This is a genomic window from Formosa bonchosmolovskayae, assembly GCF_051016085.1.
Lineage (GTDB): Bacteria > Bacteroidota > Bacteroidia > Flavobacteriales > Flavobacteriaceae > Formosa.
In genome coordinates this window covers 1453554-1474709 of the sequence record NZ_CP174605.1, presented here as the reverse complement: position 1 = coordinate 1474709, position 21156 = coordinate 1453554, and the positions used below count along the sequence as shown (strand labels likewise).

General features: G+C 34.5%; 16 protein-coding genes. 6 read left to right on the top strand and 10 right to left on the bottom strand.

Features of this window, described 5'->3' with window-relative positions; translation table 11 throughout:
• Positions 1-7 precede the first annotated feature (7 nt).
• From ACKC83_RS06135 to ACKC83_RS06120, 4 genes are all read left to right on the top strand, one after another.
• Entirely contained in the window at positions 8-430 is a 423-nt protein-coding gene (locus ACKC83_RS06135; protein WP_414035651.1) for a SufE family protein, read from the top strand.
• 1 nt (position 431) lies between these two features.
• On the top strand, positions 432-755 hold the full coding sequence (locus ACKC83_RS06130; protein ID WP_414035652.1) for a DUF59 domain-containing protein: 324 nt from the start codon (positions 432-434) through the stop codon (positions 753-755).
• Positions 756-759: 4 nt separating this feature from the next.
• Positions 760-1266, top strand: coding sequence for a DUF2480 family protein (locus ACKC83_RS06125; RefSeq protein ID WP_434037398.1), 507 nt, complete (start codon positions 760-762; stop codon positions 1264-1266).
• Positions 1267-1334: 68 nt separating this feature from the next.
• Entirely contained in the window at positions 1335-2258 is a 924-nt protein-coding gene (locus ACKC83_RS06120; protein WP_434037397.1) for a DUF3078 domain-containing protein, read from the top strand.
• A 243-nt stretch (positions 2259-2501) separates the two neighbouring features.
• Here ACKC83_RS06120 and hflX read toward each other — a convergent pair whose 3' ends face one another.
• Positions 2502-3728 carry a GTPase HflX gene (gene hflX / locus ACKC83_RS06115; protein WP_414035659.1) on the bottom strand — a complete coding sequence of 409 codons (1227 nt, stop codon included), beginning with the start codon at positions 3726-3728 and terminating at the stop codon, positions 2502-2504.
• A 113-nt stretch (positions 3729-3841) separates the two neighbouring features.
• Here hflX and ACKC83_RS06110 point away from each other — a divergent pair, with 113 nt between their 5' ends.
• On the top strand, positions 3842-4780 hold the full coding sequence (locus ACKC83_RS06110) for an endonuclease (RefSeq protein ID WP_434037396.1): 939 nt from the start codon (positions 3842-3844) through the stop codon (positions 4778-4780).
• A 1-nt stretch (position 4781) separates the two neighbouring features.
• Here ACKC83_RS06110 and ACKC83_RS06105 read toward each other — a convergent pair whose 3' ends face one another.
• Both ACKC83_RS06105 and ACKC83_RS06100 read right to left on the bottom strand, forming a co-directional pair.
• Positions 4782-6188 (bottom strand): DUF5689 domain-containing protein, encoded by a 1407-nt coding sequence (locus ACKC83_RS06105; protein ID WP_434037395.1) that lies wholly within the window; start codon positions 6186-6188, stop codon positions 4782-4784.
• A gap of 23 nt (positions 6189-6211) precedes the next feature.
• Positions 6212-8971, bottom strand: coding sequence for a carboxypeptidase regulatory-like domain-containing protein (locus tag ACKC83_RS06100; RefSeq protein ID WP_434037394.1), 2760 nt, complete (start codon positions 8969-8971; stop codon positions 6212-6214).
• 111 nt (positions 8972-9082) lie between these two features.
• Between ACKC83_RS06100 and ACKC83_RS06095 the strand changes: the two genes are divergently transcribed.
• A complete protein-coding gene (locus tag ACKC83_RS06095; protein WP_434037393.1) occupies positions 9083-10129 on the top strand; it encodes an endonuclease/exonuclease/phosphatase family protein in 1047 nt (348 codons plus the stop codon).
• A 38-nt stretch (positions 10130-10167) separates the two neighbouring features.
• On the opposite strand, the gene ACKC83_RS06090 is transcribed toward ACKC83_RS06095, so the two are convergent.
• From ACKC83_RS06090 to ACKC83_RS06060, 7 genes are all read right to left on the bottom strand, one after another.
• Complete coding sequence (locus ACKC83_RS06090) at positions 10168-10611, bottom strand: hypothetical protein (protein ID WP_414035664.1); 444 nt, start codon at positions 10609-10611, stop codon at positions 10168-10170.
• A 104-nt stretch (positions 10612-10715) separates the two neighbouring features.
• Positions 10716-11855: a hypothetical protein gene (locus ACKC83_RS06085; RefSeq protein WP_434037392.1), complete on the bottom strand. Its 1140-nt coding sequence runs from the start codon at positions 11853-11855 to the stop codon at positions 10716-10718.
• Positions 11856-11866: 11 nt separating this feature from the next.
• The gene (locus tag ACKC83_RS06080; protein WP_434037391.1) at positions 11867-14410 is read right to left on the bottom strand and encodes a TonB-dependent receptor; all 2544 of its coding nucleotides are present in this window, start codon (positions 14408-14410) and stop codon (positions 11867-11869) included.
• Positions 14411-14569: 159 nt separating this feature from the next.
• Positions 14570-16216 (bottom strand): glucose-6-phosphate isomerase, encoded by a 1647-nt coding sequence (gene pgi / locus ACKC83_RS06075; protein ID WP_434037390.1) that lies wholly within the window; start codon positions 16214-16216, stop codon positions 14570-14572.
• 2 nt (positions 16217-16218) lie between these two features.
• Positions 16219-17532, bottom strand: coding sequence for a peptidoglycan DD-metalloendopeptidase family protein (locus ACKC83_RS06070; RefSeq protein ID WP_434037389.1), 1314 nt, complete (start codon positions 17530-17532; stop codon positions 16219-16221).
• Positions 17533-17867: 335 nt separating this feature from the next.
• A complete protein-coding gene (locus ACKC83_RS06065) occupies positions 17868-18653 on the bottom strand; it encodes a DUF3108 domain-containing protein (RefSeq protein ID WP_434037388.1) in 786 nt (261 codons plus the stop codon).
• 266 nt (positions 18654-18919) lie between these two features.
• A complete protein-coding gene (locus ACKC83_RS06060; protein WP_434037387.1) occupies positions 18920-21154 on the bottom strand; it encodes a patatin-like phospholipase family protein in 2235 nt (744 codons plus the stop codon).
• Positions 21155-21156: the final 2 nt, after the last annotated feature.

The window sequence follows — 21156 nt, the reverse complement described above, 5'->3', positions numbered from 1 at the left end:
AGAACACGTGACGATACAAGACATACAAAACGAAATAATAGACGAATTCTCAATGTTTGAAGATTGGGAAGAACGTTACCAATATATGATTGATTTAGGGAAGTCTTTACCTCTTATAGACGATCAATTTAAAAACGACGACAACCTAATTAGAGGATGCCAAAGCAAGGTTTGGGTACATGCAGAAATGAAAGACAATAAAGTAGAGTTTACTGCCGATAGCGATGCTATTATCACAAAAGGTATAGTGGCTATTTTAATCCGTGCGTTTTCAAATCAGCACCCTAAAGATATCTTAGATGCTAACACCGATTTTATAGATGAAATTGGTTTAAAGGAACATTTATCGCCAACTCGTGCAAATGGTTTGGTGAGTATGGTAAAACAACTAAAAATGTATGCTATTGCATACCAAACACAACTGAATTAAAATGAGTAAAGAAATAGATACAGCCGAATTAGGCGAAAAAATAGTAAAGGTTTTAAAGTCGATTTTCGACCCAGAAATACCTGTAGATATTTATGAGTTAGGATTAATTTACGACGTCTTTGTAAATGAAGATGCCGAGGTAAAAATTCTAATGACATTAACAACACCTAACTGTCCTGTTGCCGAAACATTACCTTTAGAAGTAGAAGAAAAGGTAAAATCTATAGACATGATAAAGGATGCTGAAGTAGAAATTACTTTCGATCCGCCATGGAGTCAAGAATTAATGAGCGAGGAAGCAAAGCTAGAATTAGGAATGCTTTAATTATATGGCAGAAGACATTATAAATAGAGTAGCCAATAGTAAACTTAAAGTTTTAGACCTTGAAGATTATTATCCTTCTGGATCTAGAATTTTATTAGATATTAAAGATTGGCTTGCTGAAGGTCTAGTACTTCGTGAACTAGATTTTAGAGCACACGTTGCGTCTCATAATTGGGAACAATACCAGAACACCTATGTTGCTTTAACCTGTAGTACAGATGCTATTGTACCTGCATGGGCTTATATGCTAATTACATTAGAGCTTGAACCTTATGCCGAAAAAGTGAATTTAGGAACCTTAAACGAATTGGAAACTTCGATTTATCAAGATATTATAAACGATTTAGATGTTTCAGAATTTAAAGACGCCCCAGTTATAATAAAAGGGTGTGCTAAAAAGCCTGTTCCAGAAAGTGCTTATGTTATGATTAGTAATAAAATAAGACCTATTGCGCGCTCTATTATGTTTGGAGAAGCATGCTCGAGTGTACCGCTTTATAAAAGAAAGTAAAATTTAACTTCTTTATTAATTCACATATTTTATTTTTGCACCATAACCATTATTATAATAACAATATTATGAAAAGAATTTTTACAATCTGCTTCCTGTTGGTTGCTACAGCTTCATTCGCTCAAACAAAAGAGGAATTAAAAAGTATACAGAGTGCTAAAAAAGATTCTATAAGTGCGCTTCAATCAGAAGTGAAAGCGCTTCAAACTCAAATTGATAAATATCCAGGATGGCATTACGGTGCTTTTGGTACTATAGGTGCTAACTTATCTGAGTTTAGCAATTGGTACGCACAAGGATCTCCTAACAACTCTGCAGGTAATATTACTATAACTGTTAATCCTTATGCTAAATTAAACAGAGAAACTTTTTTCTGGTATACTACAGCCAATGTAAATTTAAGCTGGGTAAAGTTTGACGATAAGGACGATCCAAACGATGATGATGATTACAGACAAGCAACAGACATCTTTACGTTAACCTCTCTATATGGCTATAAGTTTAGTGAAAAATTAGCGGCTTCTGCTTTAGTAGAATACAGAACAACGTTATTAAACAACTTTAACGATCCAGGTTACCTAGATCTTGGGGTTGGGGTTACATGGACACCAGTTTCAAGTTTAATCGTGGTTATTCATCCTTTAAACTACAACTTCGTGTTTAGTGATGATGATGTGATTTTCGATTCTTCTTTAGGAGCAAAACTTGTCGCAGATTATTCTAAATCTTTCGGAAAGTTAAACGTAAAGTCTAACTTATCTATGTTCCAATCTTATAAAAGCTCTGACTTATCTAACTGGACATGGACTAATGCATTAGGTTACGAACTTTGGAGAGGAATTGGTCTTGGTTTCGAATTTGGTTTAAGAGACAACAAACAAGAAGCTCTTAATTATGCTATTAATACTCAAGGTAACACTGGAGAAACGTTTGATAGTGTAGATAACGACTTACAAACGTATTGGACATTTGGTTTAAGCTACGCGTTCTAAACCATCAAAATATTTAGTTTCAAAAAGGCTTCAATATAAATTGAAGCCTTTTTTATACACTACGTTTTCGAAGTGTATCTACATACATTTCGAAATGCATTCCATTTTACATTGCTTTCTTTAACAGATTTAGTTGCAAATGGATTAATTCTTATTACCATTTTTAATTACGCTAAAAACGTTCCCTAATAAGCTGTAAGCTATTATAAGGCATAAAAAAATGCGCCTAAGCGCATTTTTATTTTATTCTTCCTCACTTAAATCGAGATCGTCGTAATCCGGATATAGAAAGTGATTGTAAGGAAAACGTGTGATGTGAATCTCACGAACCTCATCGTAAACGCGTTTTCTAAAATCTTCTAAATTTTCCTTGTTTAATGCAGAAATAAATAAGGCGTTTTCACCTAATTTATTCATCCATGTGCGTTTCCATTCTTCTAACGAATAATTCGCTTTTGTACGTACTTCTTGTAAGTCGGTTTCGTCAAATGGTTCTGCTTCATAGGCATCAATTTTATTAAACACCATAATAACAGGTTTGTCTCCACCTTCTATTTCCCCTAATATTTTTTCTACTGAAGCGATATGATCTTCAAAATTAGGATGAGAAATATCTACAATGTGCAATAATAAATCGGCTTCACGAACTTCATCCAAAGTACTCTTAAAAGAGTCTACCAATTGCGTTGGTAACTTTCTAATAAACCCAACCGTATCACTTAATAAGAATGGTAAATTATGAACCACTACTTTTCTAACCGTAGTATCTAGCGTCGCGAATAATTTGTTTTCGGCAAACACTTCACTTTTACTAATAACATTCATTAAAGTCGATTTTCCAACATTGGTATATCCCACTAAAGCCACACGAACCATAGCACCACGATTACCGCGTTGTACAGACATTTGCTTGTCTATCGTTTTTATTTTCTCCTTTAATAAAGCAATACGTTCTCTTACAATACGTCTATCTGTTTCAATTTCGGTTTCCCCAGGTCCACGCATTCCAATTCCCCCTTTTTGGCGTTCAAGGTGTGTCCACATTCCTCTTAATCGAGGTAATAAATATTCGCACTGTGCCAATTCCACCTGCGTTCTCGCATAACTGGTTTGTGCACGTTGTGCAAAGATGTCTAAAATTAAATTGGTCCGATCTAAGACTTTACAATTTAAAATCTTACTTATATTTCGCTCTTGAGCAGACGATAATTCGTCATCAAAAATAGCAGTACCAATATCATTATCCTCAATAAATTGTTGAACGTCTGCCATTTTTCCTGTCCCTATAAAGGTTTTAGGATTTGGCCGTTCCATTTTTTGAGTAAATCGTTTTATCACCTCACCTCCAGCGGTAAAAGTTAAAAACTCCAATTCGTCTAAATATTCTTTAGATTTCTCTTCGTCTTGCTCTTTAGTGACAACACCTATTAAAACTGCACGTTCTAAGTTTATATCCTTTTTTTCTAGCATAAATTGATTTAAAGCACAAAGTTACATAATTGTAGGCTGAATAATTTTTATATTTTTAAGATTCCTATTTACCTTTTGAAGTCTTACCTTGCGATAGAAATTAACTTGATTACATGAAAACCATTGCCTTTTTTAATTTAGAAAATTTATTCGACATCACCAACGATCCGAACACTTTCGATACTGATTTTTTATCGACTTCTGAAAAACGTTGGACCTTAAAAAGATACGAAAATAAATTGTTTAAATTAGGATTAGCAATTTCTAGTATTGGAAAGACCGAAACCGGTATACATCCTGCAATTGTAGGTGTTGCCGAAGTTGAAAATGCAAAAGTGATTCAAGATCTTTTAGATTCTGAGCATTTAAAAGATATTCCTTACGGCTTTGTGCACTACGATTCTCCTGACGAACGCGGTATTGACGTTGCCTTATTATACGATAAAACACGCTTTACAGTAACCGATTCTGCTCCCTATTCTATTGTTTTAATCGAGGAAAACGGACAAGTAGATTATACCCGAGATATTTTACGCGTGTCCGGAATATTCGATGGCGAGCTTATACATTTTTTAGTCAACCATTGGCCGTCTAAACACGAAGAATCCAACGAGCCAAAACGTATGGAGGTATCCAATAAAGCAACCGAAATAATAGAGAGTTTAAAGGCAGAAAATCCAGAAGCTAAAATTATTGTTATGGGCGATTTTAACGACAATTCTGCAAGCGAAAGTGTTCAGGCTTTAGTGAATAATAATTCGCTTTTCAACCCTATGGAACAGCTTAAATCGTTTGATAGAGGGACTGTAAATTACCGATTTAAATGGGATGTATTCGATCAGTTTATGTTAACCCATAATTTTCTAGACCACAGACCAGGCACGCACAACTTTGGAAGTGCTAACATTTTCGATCCTGATTTTATGAAGCAATACAAAGGACGTTTTAAAGGTCAACCTTTTAGAACTTACGCTGGAAAAACCTACAAAGGTGGCTATAGCGATCATTTTCCTGTCTATTTATTATTGCGTAGTGTCCCTGAAGTAGTATAAATTATTTTTCGGTTAGTACTCTAAAATCGTCGAGTTGATACGAACCGTCTAAAGCTTCATTGGTTCCAGATCCGGTGACTCTAAATGCCACATAAAGTGTTCCTGAAAATTGAGATATATCGATAAGACCAGAATCTTTAAAAGCATACCATTCGTCGTATTTAGTAGGCACTTTTGCCTCTATTTCCGTCCAAGTGGCATTAAGTACATCTGTGCCATTAAAATCTGTAGACACCAACACTTCAATAGTATTTCTTACCGATGTAATATGATGTTGTCCCATTTTAAAATTTAGAAATTCGTTATCCTGCTCATCCATATTTATACCTGGAGAAACTAACCATGCCAAATTCTGAGTATCGGTAGCTCCAAACGTTCCAAATTCGGCATACCCATTTTTACTATAGATTTGTTCGGTCCATAACACCTGTCCTCGCTCGGCAAAATTTATCCAACCTTCGGTATCGAGAATATCTTCATCTACAGCATCATTAAAAGTCTCTTCGAAGATTATGGTAAAATCGTCTGCGTTTAAAGGTGTGCACCGCGGATTATTAAAAATAACATCTTGAGTATCGTTTAAAACTAAAACAAAATCGTCGCCTCCATAACTTTTAGAAATTATGCCCTTTATTGTACCGTTTTGTGTGGGTAAGATTTCATTTTTAAATATTGAAAACGAACTCGTTTCTAAAATAAATTCTTCGTAACTAAATCCTTCACAACGTTGCATCTTCCTTTGTGTATCAAAATCATCGATCGCATTAAAATACGATTGCCCTTCAAGACTCTCTGGAAATTCTACATTATTAATGGAAATATACATGCCTATGTAGTTTTCATTAATATCTGAAAAATTTAATTCTAAGGGTACAATTTCAACCGTTTCAGTAGAACGAAACAGATGTGTTTTAATCTGATTTTCGCTGAGTAACCCCACACGACTCCCATCTGCTTCCCCTCCAATAGCGAGGACTTCGGAAGCCGTTTCGCCTAAATATAAATCTTGCAATACAATATAAACTTCCCGTCCGAGGTTGAATTTATTATACGAATCGACCTGATTTAATACAATATGTAATGCCGCAGTAGGATTGCTAGGACGATCTTGAATATAGATTTCTTTATAAAAATTTCCTGTTTTATCAGACGATGTTACGTAACCCTTCACCACGCTATTAGAACTAAATTGAATGACCTCGCCAGGGACAAATTGTTGCTTTAAAGATGCTATGGAAATTTCATTAAGCGTTCCCGATTTTAAACCTTCAAGAATAGTATTCAAACTTTTATTTTCATCTTCATTTAAATTAGAAGGCACCGAAAAATCATCATCCTGGACGCAAGACCACAATGTAATTAATATTAAAACACTTAAAATCCGATTTATATTTATTCTCCTTTTCATCTGTCATAAAATTTAATATTCGTCTAAAATCTAACATTCACATTCCCGAAATACGTTGCTCCTCGTCCGTACCAGTATTTGGGACCAAACACGCGAATCGGGTTTTCGTTATCTTCTTTTAACTCTCTATAATTCGCATTCCGTCCTTGTTCAAATCCGCCTGTTTTATAGAGATTATCCAATAGATTATTAATGCTTACAAATAAACCGAGGTAATATTTACCAACTTTCCACGATTTTCCACCAATTAAATTCACGACCAAATAATCATTAAAGCGTTCTTGTTTTAAAAGCTGTTTTGCGACATCTTCATCGTAATCATTAAAAGGCAGGCCATCGTCATCTAAATAAAAATTAGATGTTCTTGTAAGCGGACTTACATCTACATACGTACGCATTAAATAATTTGCAGTCGCCCCAAACCACCAATAATCAGGATCACTATATTCAAATCCGAATGAAAAAGCGGATTGCGGTCCTCCAGCAACTTTATAATTTTTAAGATTAGATTCTCCAAATTCAATAGCCCCATCTTGGGTGACAAAACTTGAAGATGTTAGATATAAATTGGGGTTGTTATTATAGGTATATTGCCCTGAAGACGCCACCGCTTTTAATTTAAACGATGATGTAAGTTTGGCCTCTATCCCTAATTCTAAACCATAATGCAGTGTATTTACAGCATAAAGTACTTCTTGAACAAAGGCAGACGTTTCGTTAAACTCGATACCAGCAGATGTTAATCCGTCGGCATAATAAAATCCGATTTCGTTACTTCCCCGTTTATCTATATAAAAACCAGTTAATTTAGATGTAATAAGTCGGGACCTAAAAATATAGCTCGCATCGAAAGCCAAAACGCGTTCTTCAGAAATATCTTTGACTACATTGTTGTTCTCTCGAGGGTTTGAAAAAGAACTTTGAATATTTGGTGCCTTTGTTAAATATGCTGCATGAATATCCAACACATGTTTGGCTGTATACTTATATGTTAATCCACCTTTTAGGCCATATCCGAGAAAGTTTAGTGCTTCACTTTTTCCTATTGAATTGTCTTTAAAAGCTTCATTTTGAAACAAGCCCTCGCGCTGATAATTGGTATGATTTACATAAACGGCCGCAAAATAATCGACAGTATTATTTTTAAATTGCGCTTGGGCAAAGGCAGAAATCACATTTGCATGCATTTGATAATTGTATTTTATTGTTCCGCCTTCTCCAATTATTGCGTTTGGGTTTTGTAAATCGTATTGCCAACCGTCGAACGCATCAACATTTAGGTAACCCGAGGCACCTAACAAATCAGTTATTTCTGCAAAATTATTAGAGATTAATTGCGAATAATTAAGGGAGCCACTTAGTAAAATGTGATCGCTAAGCGCCGTATTTAAAATAGAATTTACAGTAAACTGATTATCGTCTGTACGGTCTTCGTATTGCACATATGCAGCTTCTAACCCTTGATTTGCATTAGTTATATTAGCATCGTATATAGCATTCCAATCTATTTGGCCATTGTTTATAAATTCGTGTTCCGAGAGATAAGCATTGGTATAATCGGGTTCGGGTTTTGCTAAGTAATAACTCGGTAATTTCTGATAATATGCGGGACTCGGGTTACCACCACCAGGATAATCTAACCGGCTGTGGCCTTGTTTTCCGAAGGTATAACTCAGGTTAGTTTGAAGCTCGGTTTCCTTATTAATGTCCCAATAATGACTTAACATAAAAATAGGTTGAGCCACATCTTTAACTCTAGAATTTCGTTTCTCGCCATCTTGAAAACCCCAATACTCGTTATATTTGATATCTCTTAAATCGAAAACTTCCTGGGTATTTGGGGATGATTTTCCGCGTCTGTTTGGCGTAAAAATTCCTGTAAAATTCAGAGCTTGCTTTTGGTTTAATTTTTTTTCTACCGATATAAAAAAAGAATTGGCATCGTAAAATGTGGCATCTTGAAAGCCTTCATGTCCCCAACGCCTTCCAATAGAAAGGGCATATGCCCAGCCATTTTTAACTAAACCGGAAGCATAACTAGCCATTAAACGATTCGCATAACTTCTGTTAGAAGAGGTATATGTTAACCGACCACCTTCTCTATATTTAGAAGCACGCGTACTTATATTTGTCGTTCCCAATACACCTCCAAAATTTAGTGTGGACGGTGCTAAGCCGAATCCGAATTCCTGATTGCGAAGCACATCATTAATACCTCCCCAATTACTCCATTGCATTCTTCCATTAAACATAGAATTCATTTCGATTCCATTAATTAACAATTTGCCTTCGCTTGAATCTAATCCACGAATTTTAAAGAAGGAGCCACTAAACTCGAATGCTGCAGTGCGTTGAAATACATCTTGAGAAGCTTGCAATAACCCGGAAATATTATCGGCAGCACTTGTATCTTCATTTAATTCGTCGTCTGTTAATACAATCGTGTATAAATCTTGACTAGAGGTCGCGTCTATTTTCAAAAACATATCGTCTATATGTAAAGGCACGCCTTCATTTATAATTATCGGATAACGCTTACTAACATAACCGGGTTTAGAAACATGTAAAACGTATTCTCCAAAAGTGGTCGGATTTTTTATTTTAAAAGCTCCAGAAGCACTGGTTTCGGCACTTAGGTTTGTACTCTCAATTTGAATACTAGCATTGGGTAATGGTTGGAAAGACAACGCATCTTTAACACTTCCAGAAACGTCTTGATTTTGCGATAAAACGGATTGAAATACAATAAAAACACAACAAAAGGCGAGGATAGTTTTCTCCATTAAAACAACATTTAAAACTCATTACTTTCTAACTATCAAACACTTAGGGTCTATTAATTTAATAATTTTTATTTAAAAAACACTATATTTAGATTATATATTTAATTCAGGATGAACAAGTTAAAGTATATTTTATGGATAATCTGCCTTATTAACACAGCAATAATTTGCGCCCAAGAGCGGGAATTTTCAATACATACTATTGCATTTTATAACCTTGAAAACTTATTCGATACTGAAGACGATCCTACCATTTTTGATGAAAGTAGTCCGATTATGGAACTCGCAGAAAACCGTTCTGAAGTATACGCTATGAAGATTAAAAACATGTCCCGTGTGATCTCGGATATTGGATTTGAAAAAACTGGGAACGCTCCCGCTATTTTAGGTGTTTCGGAAATTGAAAATCGAGCCGTGTTGGAAGATATTATTAATGACACGCTACTTATAAAATACGATTATGGCATTGTGCATTTTGATTCTCCAGACCGCAGAGGAATTGATGTAGGTTTAATTTATCAGAAAAACCTATTTACACCAATTTCCACATCAAACCATACGCTTTACTTAAAAGACGAACTTAAAGGCACTCCTATTTATACGCGAGATCAATTGGTGGTAAGTGGACTTTTACAAGGCGACTTGATTCATATTATAGTAAACCATTGGCCCTCTAGACGTGGTGGGGAAACAAAGAGCAATCCAAAACGTATGGCAGCAGCCACATTAAATAAACATATTATAGACTCGTTACAAACCATAGATCCTTACGCTAAAATTATTATCATGGGCGATTTTAATGACGATCCTACCAACTCTAGCTTTAAAACGGTATTAAAGACTCAAAAAAAGAAGAGTAAAGTGGGCTTAAAAGGCATTTACAACCCCATGGAGCAACTTTACAGCGATGGCTTTGGCACAACTGCCTATCGAGACAAATGGAGCCTCTTCGATCAGATTTTAATTAGCAAACCTCTATTAGAAACAGACTTTAGTGTGTATCGATATTATAAGGCTGGAATATTTAATGCACAGTATCTAATTACTAAAACAGGTACTTACAAAGGTTATCCGTTTAGGAGTTTTGGATACGAAGGTTTTACAAATGGATATAGCGATCATTTCCCTGTATATATTTATGTTATTAGAGAAAAGTAAACACATAAAAAAAGCGACTAAAAAGTCGCTTTGAAATGTTATAATCCTAACCACATGCTCCATGGTATTCTAGATAGTAAAAGTACTAAACCGATAGAATAAAATATTGAGATGGTCTTAAATTTCGCATTAGACGATAATTTCGCTTTGTGTTTAGAATACCCCATTGTAATAAATACAAGTGCAATAATATTAATTATTGGGTGCTCTATTAAATATAATCTGCTTATAGAATCTTTCATAATGCCTCCCATTCCTAGTTCACTAAACAAAGCCATTCTTGGAGAAACTACATATAATATAATTCCTACTAATAATTGAATATGAGATACGATTATAGTAAATAAAGCCAATCTAAAATCTTTAGGCCCATATTCTTTTTTACTAACAAACTTAATAATACTATTTACCGTTGCTATAATTAATACAGCCAGTACTAAAAAAGCCCAATAGGAATGTAAATCTCTAATTACATTATACATGATGATGATTTTTTATTTTATTAAAAGCAAATGTAAGCAATTTAACGGCATAAAAAAACCATGTATTTCTACATGGTTTTAATTATTATATGTTAGAAACAGAATTAGTTATTTCTAACCCAAACACCATCTGTTTTAATCATAGGTGTAGTTTCTGTAGTATTTGTACCGTTATAAATATCGTAAGTCATTAAATATTTCTGACCATCCTCAGCACTTGGATCTAATTTATCTAGTAAAATAGCCAAAGCTGTTTCAATCATATCACTTAACCCAGCATTATTAACAGTGGTATCGTCACTCCAATAGTTTTCGTTACCTTCTCTTCTGTCTAAATTCTTATAGTATCCCATACTATCTGCAGGACTTTCAAAACCTGGCTCATTAATTAATTGAGCAGACATATACTCATAATCGTCACCAACTAATGTGTGTCTAATTGTATTATCTGGAACCCAAGTACCATTATCGTTTCCGAATTGTAACGAACTTTCAATAACTGATGGAATAGCTATCCATTCTGAACCATTAAATACAAAAGGAACGATATTCATTTCATTATCTGCACCGCTCACGTATAGTTCATACATTGTTACCACACGATCGTCTGCCTTAGCATATGGGTATAACGTTTTTAAGTAAACAGAGATATTAAATTCTGCTACATCCTCACTTGAGAAGTTAGGATAAGATTGTTCCATAGCGTTATATTCTTCGATAGTAAACTCACGAACCATTTCCCATGAATCTAAAAGAATAAAATTGTTTGTTACTTCTGAAGTTGAACCTCCTGAATAATACTTGTATGTTAAGTCTACCATAGCACCTCTTGTAGCATCTGGATACTTATACATAAGTAATTCTGTCATATCTCCTGCGCTATCAAAGTTTCCGTAATTAAACCCTAACGTAGTATAATCGTCATCTGTTACAGTGTAAGCTGTCTCAGACTTGATACTGTTTGATTGATATAGGTTGTATGTTACGAATACAGCTGATTCATTTCCCCAATAAGGAAATGCATCTGATAAAAATCCAGGAATTAATTCTTTAGCTTGGTCTTCAGAATCGAAGCTACCAAATCCTAATTCTAGGTCTGCGTAATCATCGTCTGTTAATGTATAGTCATCAACACCAACAATTGGTTTATCAACACTATCAATGTCATTATAAATATCTTCCATAGGATCGCAACTCGTTAACATTGCGCCTACAACTACTAATAAATATACTAATTTCTTCATTTTAATTTTCTTTAAAAGTTAAGTTGAGCACCTACACTAAACGTTCTTCCTGTTCCGTACCATACACGTGCAGAGCTTGCTGTAGATCCATCATAACCATTTGCCACATACTCTGTATTGAATACATTATTCATTCTACCTACCAAACGTACATCAAATGGTCCGAAGTCAAGGTTATGAACTAATCCTAAATCGAATAATCCGTAAGCTGGTAATTCCCATGCTTCAGGACCTGGTGTACCTCTATCACTTGGATCATACTCTGCGAATATTCTATCGAAGTAATTAAAGTCTGCCATTATTCTTGTTTTAGGCATAAACTCATAGTCTAGACCAAGTGCCATTGTAGTTTGAGCAGATCCACCAACATGTAAGCCATCAATATATAAATCTACAGTTTCGATTAAGTTTTGGTCTTCATCATAAATTTCAACATCTTTTACATTGTTAGCCCATTTCCAATCTCCGAAAGAAGCCATTCCCGTTACTTTGAATTTATCTGAAGCTCTATATACGAAATCTATTTCTAAACCTTGGTGAAGAGCATTTACGCCTAAAATATTTGCAGCCGCTAAAGTTCCATCAGGTTGTTGGTAATTATAAGTTTCTGTTCTATCATTCCATTCCGTTCTGTATATGTTAATGTTAGCAGAAAATTTTTGAGATCTAAAACCATATCCTAATTCCATACTGAAAATCTTTTGATTTTCTGCGTCTGGGTTAATTCTTTCGTTATCGTAACCAATAAATGTAGCGTCGAAACCTCCAGCTTTTTCAAAGTATCCTATGTTGGCAAATACATTGTGATTTTCTGTTAAGTTGTAATTTGCACCCCCTTTAGCACTATAACCTATGAAGTTATACCAATCTGTTGATTGATTTGGATCGCTATCTAAATAGTTAAAGTAATCTACACGTTTAAATCCTGTGTTAGATCCTGCAATAGCAACAAAAGTTGATAAATTGTCCATAGAATATTCTAACTGACCGAATAGACCAACCCAGTTTACTAAACCATCATTATGGTAAGAATATGTATCTCCAACTTGGTATGTTGCATTTGGATCGTTTACGTTAGCATCATCAGCATAATACTGACCTCCTAATAAATCTGTTAATTCGGTATAGTGAATACCTTTATATGTTCTTAAATCTAAACCACCAGTTAACACTAAGTTATCACCGAATTTATGATCTAAAGTAGATAATAAACCATACCATTCATGATCGTTACGAGATGCTCTTAAAATAGTTTCAGAACCATAAGCGCCTAAAGCTTGATTTTCGTCTACAATTTTATCAAAATCTGTAGGACCATAAGCTCCTATTCTGTAATCTGTGATACCGTTTTCGCCTAGTGAAAATTTGTTTTCACCATCATAACCACCTCCACCACCGCTACCGATCGATGCGTATAGAGCTGTTGATAATTTCGTACGATCAGAAATTGTCCAATAGTGATTTAATGAAATCTGAGGTTTGTTATAAAAGTTATCTTCTTGATGAGTTACTTGACCATTTTTGTAACCCCAATCTGCGTTAAAGCGTTTTCCACCTTGGTTTGTTGCTCTGTAAGTCTCGATAGTTTGACTGTTTTGTCTTTGACCGTGACGTTGCTTAGCCCCAAAAGCACTAAATGCTAATTTATGTTTATCATTAATTTGCTTAGACACATTTATGAAATACGATAATGCCTCAAATTCTGTACCATCTACATAACCATCTCCAGTTGTTCTATATGCCGAAACTGTAGCTGCAAAACCATTTTCCATGATACCTGTAGAATACAGAGCTCCGTACTTTAAGTATCCATCATTACCCACAGAAGATCCAACAGAACCACCTTTTTCTACATCAGTAGTTTTAGTAACAATGTTAATTGTACCCCCAATAGATGGTACAGCCACCTTAGATGCTCCTAAACCACGTTGTACTTGCATCATGCTAGTTACGTCTCCAAGACCAGCCCAGTTACTCCAGTAAACATTACCATTTTCCATGTCGTTTACAGGCACACCATTAATTAAAACAGCAACGTTTTCGTCTTCAAATCCTCTTACGTTAATTTGACCATCACCAAAACCACCACCTGCTTTAGTAGCGTAAACTCCAGGCGTAGATTTTAAAACTTCAGGAAACTCCTGAGTACCTAATTTTAATTCAATTTCTTCAGCTCTAATAGTAGATACAGCAACAGGTGTTTTTCTGTCTACCGCCACTGAAGCAATAATTTGAACTTCATCTAAACCAAATTCGCTAGACTCTAAAACAATTTTACCTAAATCTACATTCCCATTTACAGGAATTTCTTTAGATAAATATCCAATGTAAGACACAACGATTACAGCATCTGTAGTCTTTGTCTTAATTGAAAAATTTCCGTCAAAATCACTAGAAACACCATTAGTTGTTCCTTTCTCCACAACGTTTACTCCCGGTAAAGGCATGTTGGATTCAGGATCTACAGTAGTTCCTGTAACAATACTTTGCGCAAAAGACACAGTGCTACACACCATGATTATTGCAAAAAATAAGTTTTTTGTAATGTTCTTCATTTTTGTTATTTGAAATTAATTTTACGAGTGCAAAAGTAGTGCTAATTATTATTCTACTATTACGTAAATGTTAAGATTTTTAACATTCGGCAATATACAGATAATGCACCTAATAACAAAAAGGAAGAACTTTTAGAGTATTTTTTACGTCTTTATAGGTTATTGACGTCCTTTTTTATAAAAGTTTAAAAGATTAAGAGTGGAATTGTCATGTTCGTAATTTTCACTACCATCAAATTCTTTTAAAATTTTACTTGCAAGTTGCTTTCCTAGCTCTACACCCCACTGATCGTAGCTAAATATGTTCCAAATCACACCTTGAACGAAAATTTTATGCTCGTACATCGCGATTAATTTACCTAAACTGGCAGGTGTAAGTTTCTTTATAAAAAGCGTATTTGTAGGTTTATTACCTTCAAAAACTTTAAATGGTAGTAATTTTGATTTTTCGGCTTCAGATAAATTCTGAGTAGCCATTTCAGACAATACCTCTTCCTCTGTCTTTCCGTTAAGCAACGCTTCTGTTTGCGCTAAGAAATTAGACATTAATTTATCTTGGTGATCGGAATTGCCATGTAAAGACTCTACATAACCAATAAAATCGGCTGGAATTAATTTTGTTCCTTGGTGAATTAATTGAAAAAAGGCATGTTGCGAATTTGTACCTGGTTCCCCCCAAATTAAAGTCCCCGTTTGATAATTTACGCGATCGCCATTTCGATCTATGCTTTTACCATTACTCTCCATAATACCTTGTTGCAAATAAGTAGCAAACTGCGTTAAATATTGGCTATAACCAATTACCGCTTCACTTTCTGCCCCAAAGAAATTATTATACCACACGCTTAATAACGCAAGTACAACAGGAATATTTTTATCGAAATCTGTAGTTTTAAAATGCTCGTCCATGTCGTGAGCACCTTCTAACAAACTTTCAAAGTTTTTGTAACCAACGGCTAAACTAATCGTTAAACCTACAGCACTCCACAGTGAAAAACGTCCACCAACCCAATTCCACATCGGGAAAATATTGGCTTCGTCAATACCAAATTCTTTTACTTTTTCGATATTGGTAGATACAGCCACAAAATGACTAGCTACAGCTTCCTGATTGGCATGTTCTAAAAACCAAGTACGTAAGGTATTGGCATTAGATAATGTTTCTTGAGTGGTAAAGGTTTTAGACACCACAACAAATAAGGTTGTTTCTGGGTCTAGGGTTTTAATCACTTCGTTTACATGATCGCCATCTACATTACTTACAAAATGTGTGGTTAAGTGATTTTTATAATATTGTAACGATTCTACCACCATGGCAGGACCAAGGTCTGAACCTCCAATTCCAATATTTACTATATCTGTAAATGATTTACCTGTAAATCCTTTTAATTCACCATTTACAACTTTGTTTGTAAAGGTTTCTATTTCGGCTTTTACTCTATATATTTCCGGCATTACATTTTCGCCATCCACTAAAACTTTAGCCGATTTTGGAGCTCTTAAAGCCGTATGTAATACTTCACGTCCTTCAGTTTCATTAATAACATCTCCAGAGAAATAACCTTGCATTGCATCTTTCAACTTCACCTCATCTGCTAACTGAAGCAAATATTTCATTGTCTCTTCAGTTATTCTGTTTTTTGAAAAATCTACATAAAAATCCTCCCAAATTATCGTGTTTTTATCTGCGCGATCAGGATCGTTTGCAAATAAATCCTTCATATGGGTGTTTTTAATGTCTTCAAAATGGTTTTGAAGATTTTTCCATGCTTCTGTAGTGGTTGGGTTGATAGTTGGTAATGCCATGATTAATATCCTTGTGTTATTAAATTTTGTTCTGGTTTATGCTGTGGAACGCCTTTAAACGGTACAGCATCTATTTGTATTTTAATAGGTTTAATATACTCTAAATATTTAACTTTTAAATTTTCTGAAATCGGTTCGGCCGCAGGTAACTTTTGTTTAAACGGATCGACTTGAACCCCATTTTTCCAAAAACGGTAACACACGTGTGGCCCAGAGGTATTTCCTGTCATTCCAACCCAACCAATTACATCGCCTTGTTTAACGTATTCCCCTTCTTTAACTTTACGTTTCTGCATGTGAAGATATTGTGTTTCGTAAATTTTATTGTGACGAATTTTCACATAATTCCCATTTCCTCCAGTATAACTCGATTTTGTAACACGACCGCTTGCAGTTGCCACAATAGGCGTCCCAATATTAGCAGCAAAATCGGTTCCTTTGTGCGGACGCACTCGGTTACCGTATAAAGCAATTCGTCTATTTAAATTAAATCGAGATGAAATACGCTTATATTCTACCGGTGCTTTTAAGAAGGCACGGCGTAAGGTTTTAGCTTCCTCGTTGTAGAAATCTGTAATACCATTTACCGGATCGGTTTCAAACTCGAAAGCGTAAAATGGCTCTGTATTATGCTGAAAATATGCCGCTTTTATTTTATCTATTCCGGCATAAATTGTATCGTCAATATATTTGTCGGTATAAATCACTTTAAAACGATCTCCTTTTTGAAGTCTTGTAAAGTCGATAGTCCACGCATAAATATCCGACATTTTATATGCCAAAATAAGGCTTAAACCATCATCGGCTAGAGTTTGCGAGATGTTACTATTTATAACACCAGAATATTCCTTTTCAACATATTTTATAGGCTTTCTACTTGTAAAAGCATGAATACTGTCGTGAAAATTTACTACCACATATTCTTCTTTATTTGGCTGATAAATAAAACTTCTAGGGGTTTCTAAAGAATCTTTAGCGCAAAGGAGTGTGTAAGGTTTCCCGATTTGGATTTTTCTAATATCGAAACTATCTCTTGCTGTTTCTGCAATTTCGTAAATTTTAGAAAAGCCCACATTGTTACTTTCTAAAATTTTTCCAAAACTATCTCCCGCTTTAACCGTATCTCTTTTTACGATGTAATCGTTTAAATTAAATCCAAATTCGTAAACATCAGGGACAAGAACCTCTTTTTCTACTACTGCTAAATCTTCGTTAGTTTGTTTTTCGGGGTCACTTTTACAACTTATAAAACCTAGTGTGACAGCCAAAAGGAGTGTACACTTCTGACCCAATCTTCTCATTCTTGTTTGATCCATAAATCCGGAAAAATATTTGCTTTTTTTGCTATTATGATTTGTACTGGTATGCATCAGATAAACAATGTTTAACAGCTCGACACAAAACCCACTTATCTGTGATATTCTTTTACTAACGCAGACAATGGTTAAAACATTGTGTAAAGATTAGGCTAGCTATAGAATGCCGCTAATTTAATAAATTCACTGTACTTAGTCCCTTCTAAAACTGTTAATAAATATCTTAAATCTACCCTTTTTAAAAAGTTTACACATCATAATTTAGATATCGCACCTCATTCTCACTGCTTAGGAGACTAACCATGAATTAAAAATTAGCAAATAACAGAGTGTTCTTAATTATTAACTATGATTTTAAGGGGATATTTTAAACCTTTAAAGGCTGACAAATCAGCTCGTAAGGAACCGACTGCAAGATCGGCTTGAACTTTTAAAGGCATTCTATTTTTATCGTTAGAGACCCATAACGTTAAACTTTCTTCTTCTTTAAAAACTCGACCTGCCATAACATAAGGTCTAAATTTTAAAGCCGCCATTTTTCCAAAATCGGTATCTATAGTTTCTTCACCTAGGTATTTTAATTTGAAACCATAGTTTTCTTCATCAAAAAACATATTAACCGTTAACTCATCTCCAGCTTTAAGATTATCTAGATCAATCTCATTTCTAAAATAATAATACGTCGAAACCATATCCTGCACATTGGCAGCAATATCCATTTCTTTCTTAGTCTTATTCTTTTTATCGTGAATTAGTGCTTTTTTATTATCGTGATCAAATTCTATTTCAATGTTTTTGGTATGTCCACCTTCATCAATTTTTCTAATAAATTTATAAGGTGCGTAAGTTGTTTTGTCTATGTAAGTTTCGTAACGATCGTCCACTTTAAAAAACCATTTTAAGGCTCCAGTAGTCCATCCTTTTCCTACCACATGGTATACAGGCTTTCCATCGTAATACCTGTTTTTAACTTCCAAAGTTGCTTCTCCTGCTTTAAGAAAACCGCTATAATTCATTTCAAATTTAAACCACTCGCCTTCCTGAAAAGCACTCTCTTTTTGAGCCGATACTTTTGCGCCTAAAGTGATAGTAAACAAGAAAATAATAATTGAATATTTCATACTTTAATTTAGATTGGGACAATAATTCTTTAACCTTAACAGATATTATTTACATATATTAACAATATCTATTCCAAATGTATTAAAAGATTAAAACTCAATCAATTTAAAAGATGACTCTAATTGAGATTTGTCATTAAATTTAGGTTAAACACTTTACATTTTTGATGCTTTTAGATAGCAAATTAATAATTTACTTATACAACACCCTATTTTAAGAACAGTTTTCAAGAATCATTTTTAGATTTTACAATCAGTACAAATTACTAAAACCAAAAGCCGACATTAAAAAACCAGTTACTACTTTTATTTTCTGGCGAATACGAATATGTAAGTTCTATAGGCCCCATAAATGTGTCCCAGCCATAGCCTAATGCATATCCGGAATAATCGGGTAAAGCCAGCCAATCGATAGATTCGAAAATACCATCTCCGATATTGGCATAATTTGCAGCACCAAAAACATGATGTTTTCTTGCAAACTCATAGTCTAATTTAATCATGCATTTTACAAAGCTATCTCCAGAAATAGACAACCAGTCGTAACCGTAAAACGATTTTATATTGTTAATTAAATTATCTCCATAGCCACCTAAAGCAAAATCCAGAAACGGACTTTCATTTTCTCCGATTCTAAATCCGCCCTCGTTAGTGATACGAGCAGACAACTTTTTAGATATTTTAAATGCGTAACCTAAATCTGCTTTTGCAATAGAAAACTCGGTGAAATTATCGTTAAAGGCAGACGAATAGAGATACAAGTGAAAATCGCCATTAAAATAAAAGCCTTCTGTTGGGAAGTATTTATTATCGTAAGAATCGTAATTTAACTTACCATAGAAACTAAAACAATGCGAATCTTCAAACACTCTATTAGAGTTATCGGGACTATCGGAAACGGTTTCCGATTCAATTTTTAGATACTTAAGCTCAGATCCTAAACTCAGTGTCATATCATTAAAAAACTGAGTTTGAACATAGAACTGATTTGTAAAATCTTGCAATTCGACATCTATCTTATTAATCCCCAAATCTTTTGCGTTTTCTAAATAAAGGACAGAACTTACATTTTTATTAAATTGGTTATATCTAGATTTTACGCCTATACTCCAATAAAATCCTTTATCGATATAATATTCAAAATTATAACGCAAATTATCTCCTAAAATTAAATCTAGAGACGCAACGTCATTCTTAGTCAATAGTCGCTTTCTTGTCACATTTACCAGCGCCGCACTTTTATACAAATCGTCGTAATGCAATGCAAACTTAAGCGCCGTTTTTCGAGAGCTCTCCTTTACATATGCAATTAAATCGTATCCCTCTTTATCTTTAGACGGCTTTAAATCGTAAGTAAAACTTTCAAAGTTATCGGTTGCAATAAGGTTGTTTACACCACTAGAAAAATCGAGATAGCTCACACGGGTGTCGTTTTTCAATTTTAACTTCCCCTGAATATAAGATCTTGTATACCTATCGTTGCCATGAATTTCAATATCATTTATAGAGATTGAATCTAATTGTCTGGCATAGTAACGTGCTTCGCGCTTTACAGTTTGATGTGTTGCTACATTTTCTAACTCTTCTACTTTTCTCTCCGCCGCCAACTCACCATTTTTAATTATCGTGGCACCTTCGTTAAATGAAATAACATTAAAATTCTCAATATTCGGAGTGATGTAAATATCGGTATCTTCAATTTTTTTGGCCATATCACTCAGTGTTCTATAGTTCTGAATCTGATATAAAATTTCGGTAGCCGATTGTAAATCTGTACTCTTAGACAAGCGATCTTGCACATCGACACCTATTATAATATCAACCCCTTTAGCGCGCATTTCGTCTAGCGGGTAATTATTTACAACACCTCCATCTATATACGATTTACCGTCTATAATAACGGGCTGAAATAAAGTTGGCAAAGCCCCACTGGCCATAACCGATTGTGCGAGATTTCCTTTATTTAACTGTACCGCCTCACCTGTTTCTATATTAGTTGCCATACAAAAGAAGGGAATCGGCAACTTACTAAAGTCGGTTATATCATTAACACGCAAAGTAAGTTCAGACAACAAATTAAAAGTGTTTTGTCCGCGCGATAATGCCGTTGGAAGTCGCACTTTAAAATCGTCGAAAGGCAAGGTCACGGCATACCGTTCGGTATTTTCTCGCTCATAAAATGTTTTGGCCTCCCGTGGTAGATTATCAATAATGATATTATCGAAATTAATCGTTTTAAAAATAGAATCGATTTCTTTTCCCGAATATCCGGAAGCATATAAAGACCCTACAATGGCGCCCATACTTGTCCCCGCAATATGGTCTACACGAATGCCTAAACTATCAATAACTTTAAGGACACCAATATGCGCTAAACCTTTGGCTCCTCCTCCACTTAACACAACTCCTACTTTTACATCATTAGTGTTTTTAAATTTCTGTTCTTGAGCACGACCAAAAATCCCAATAAGAAAAACACTAAAAAGTAAGATAATACGCATAT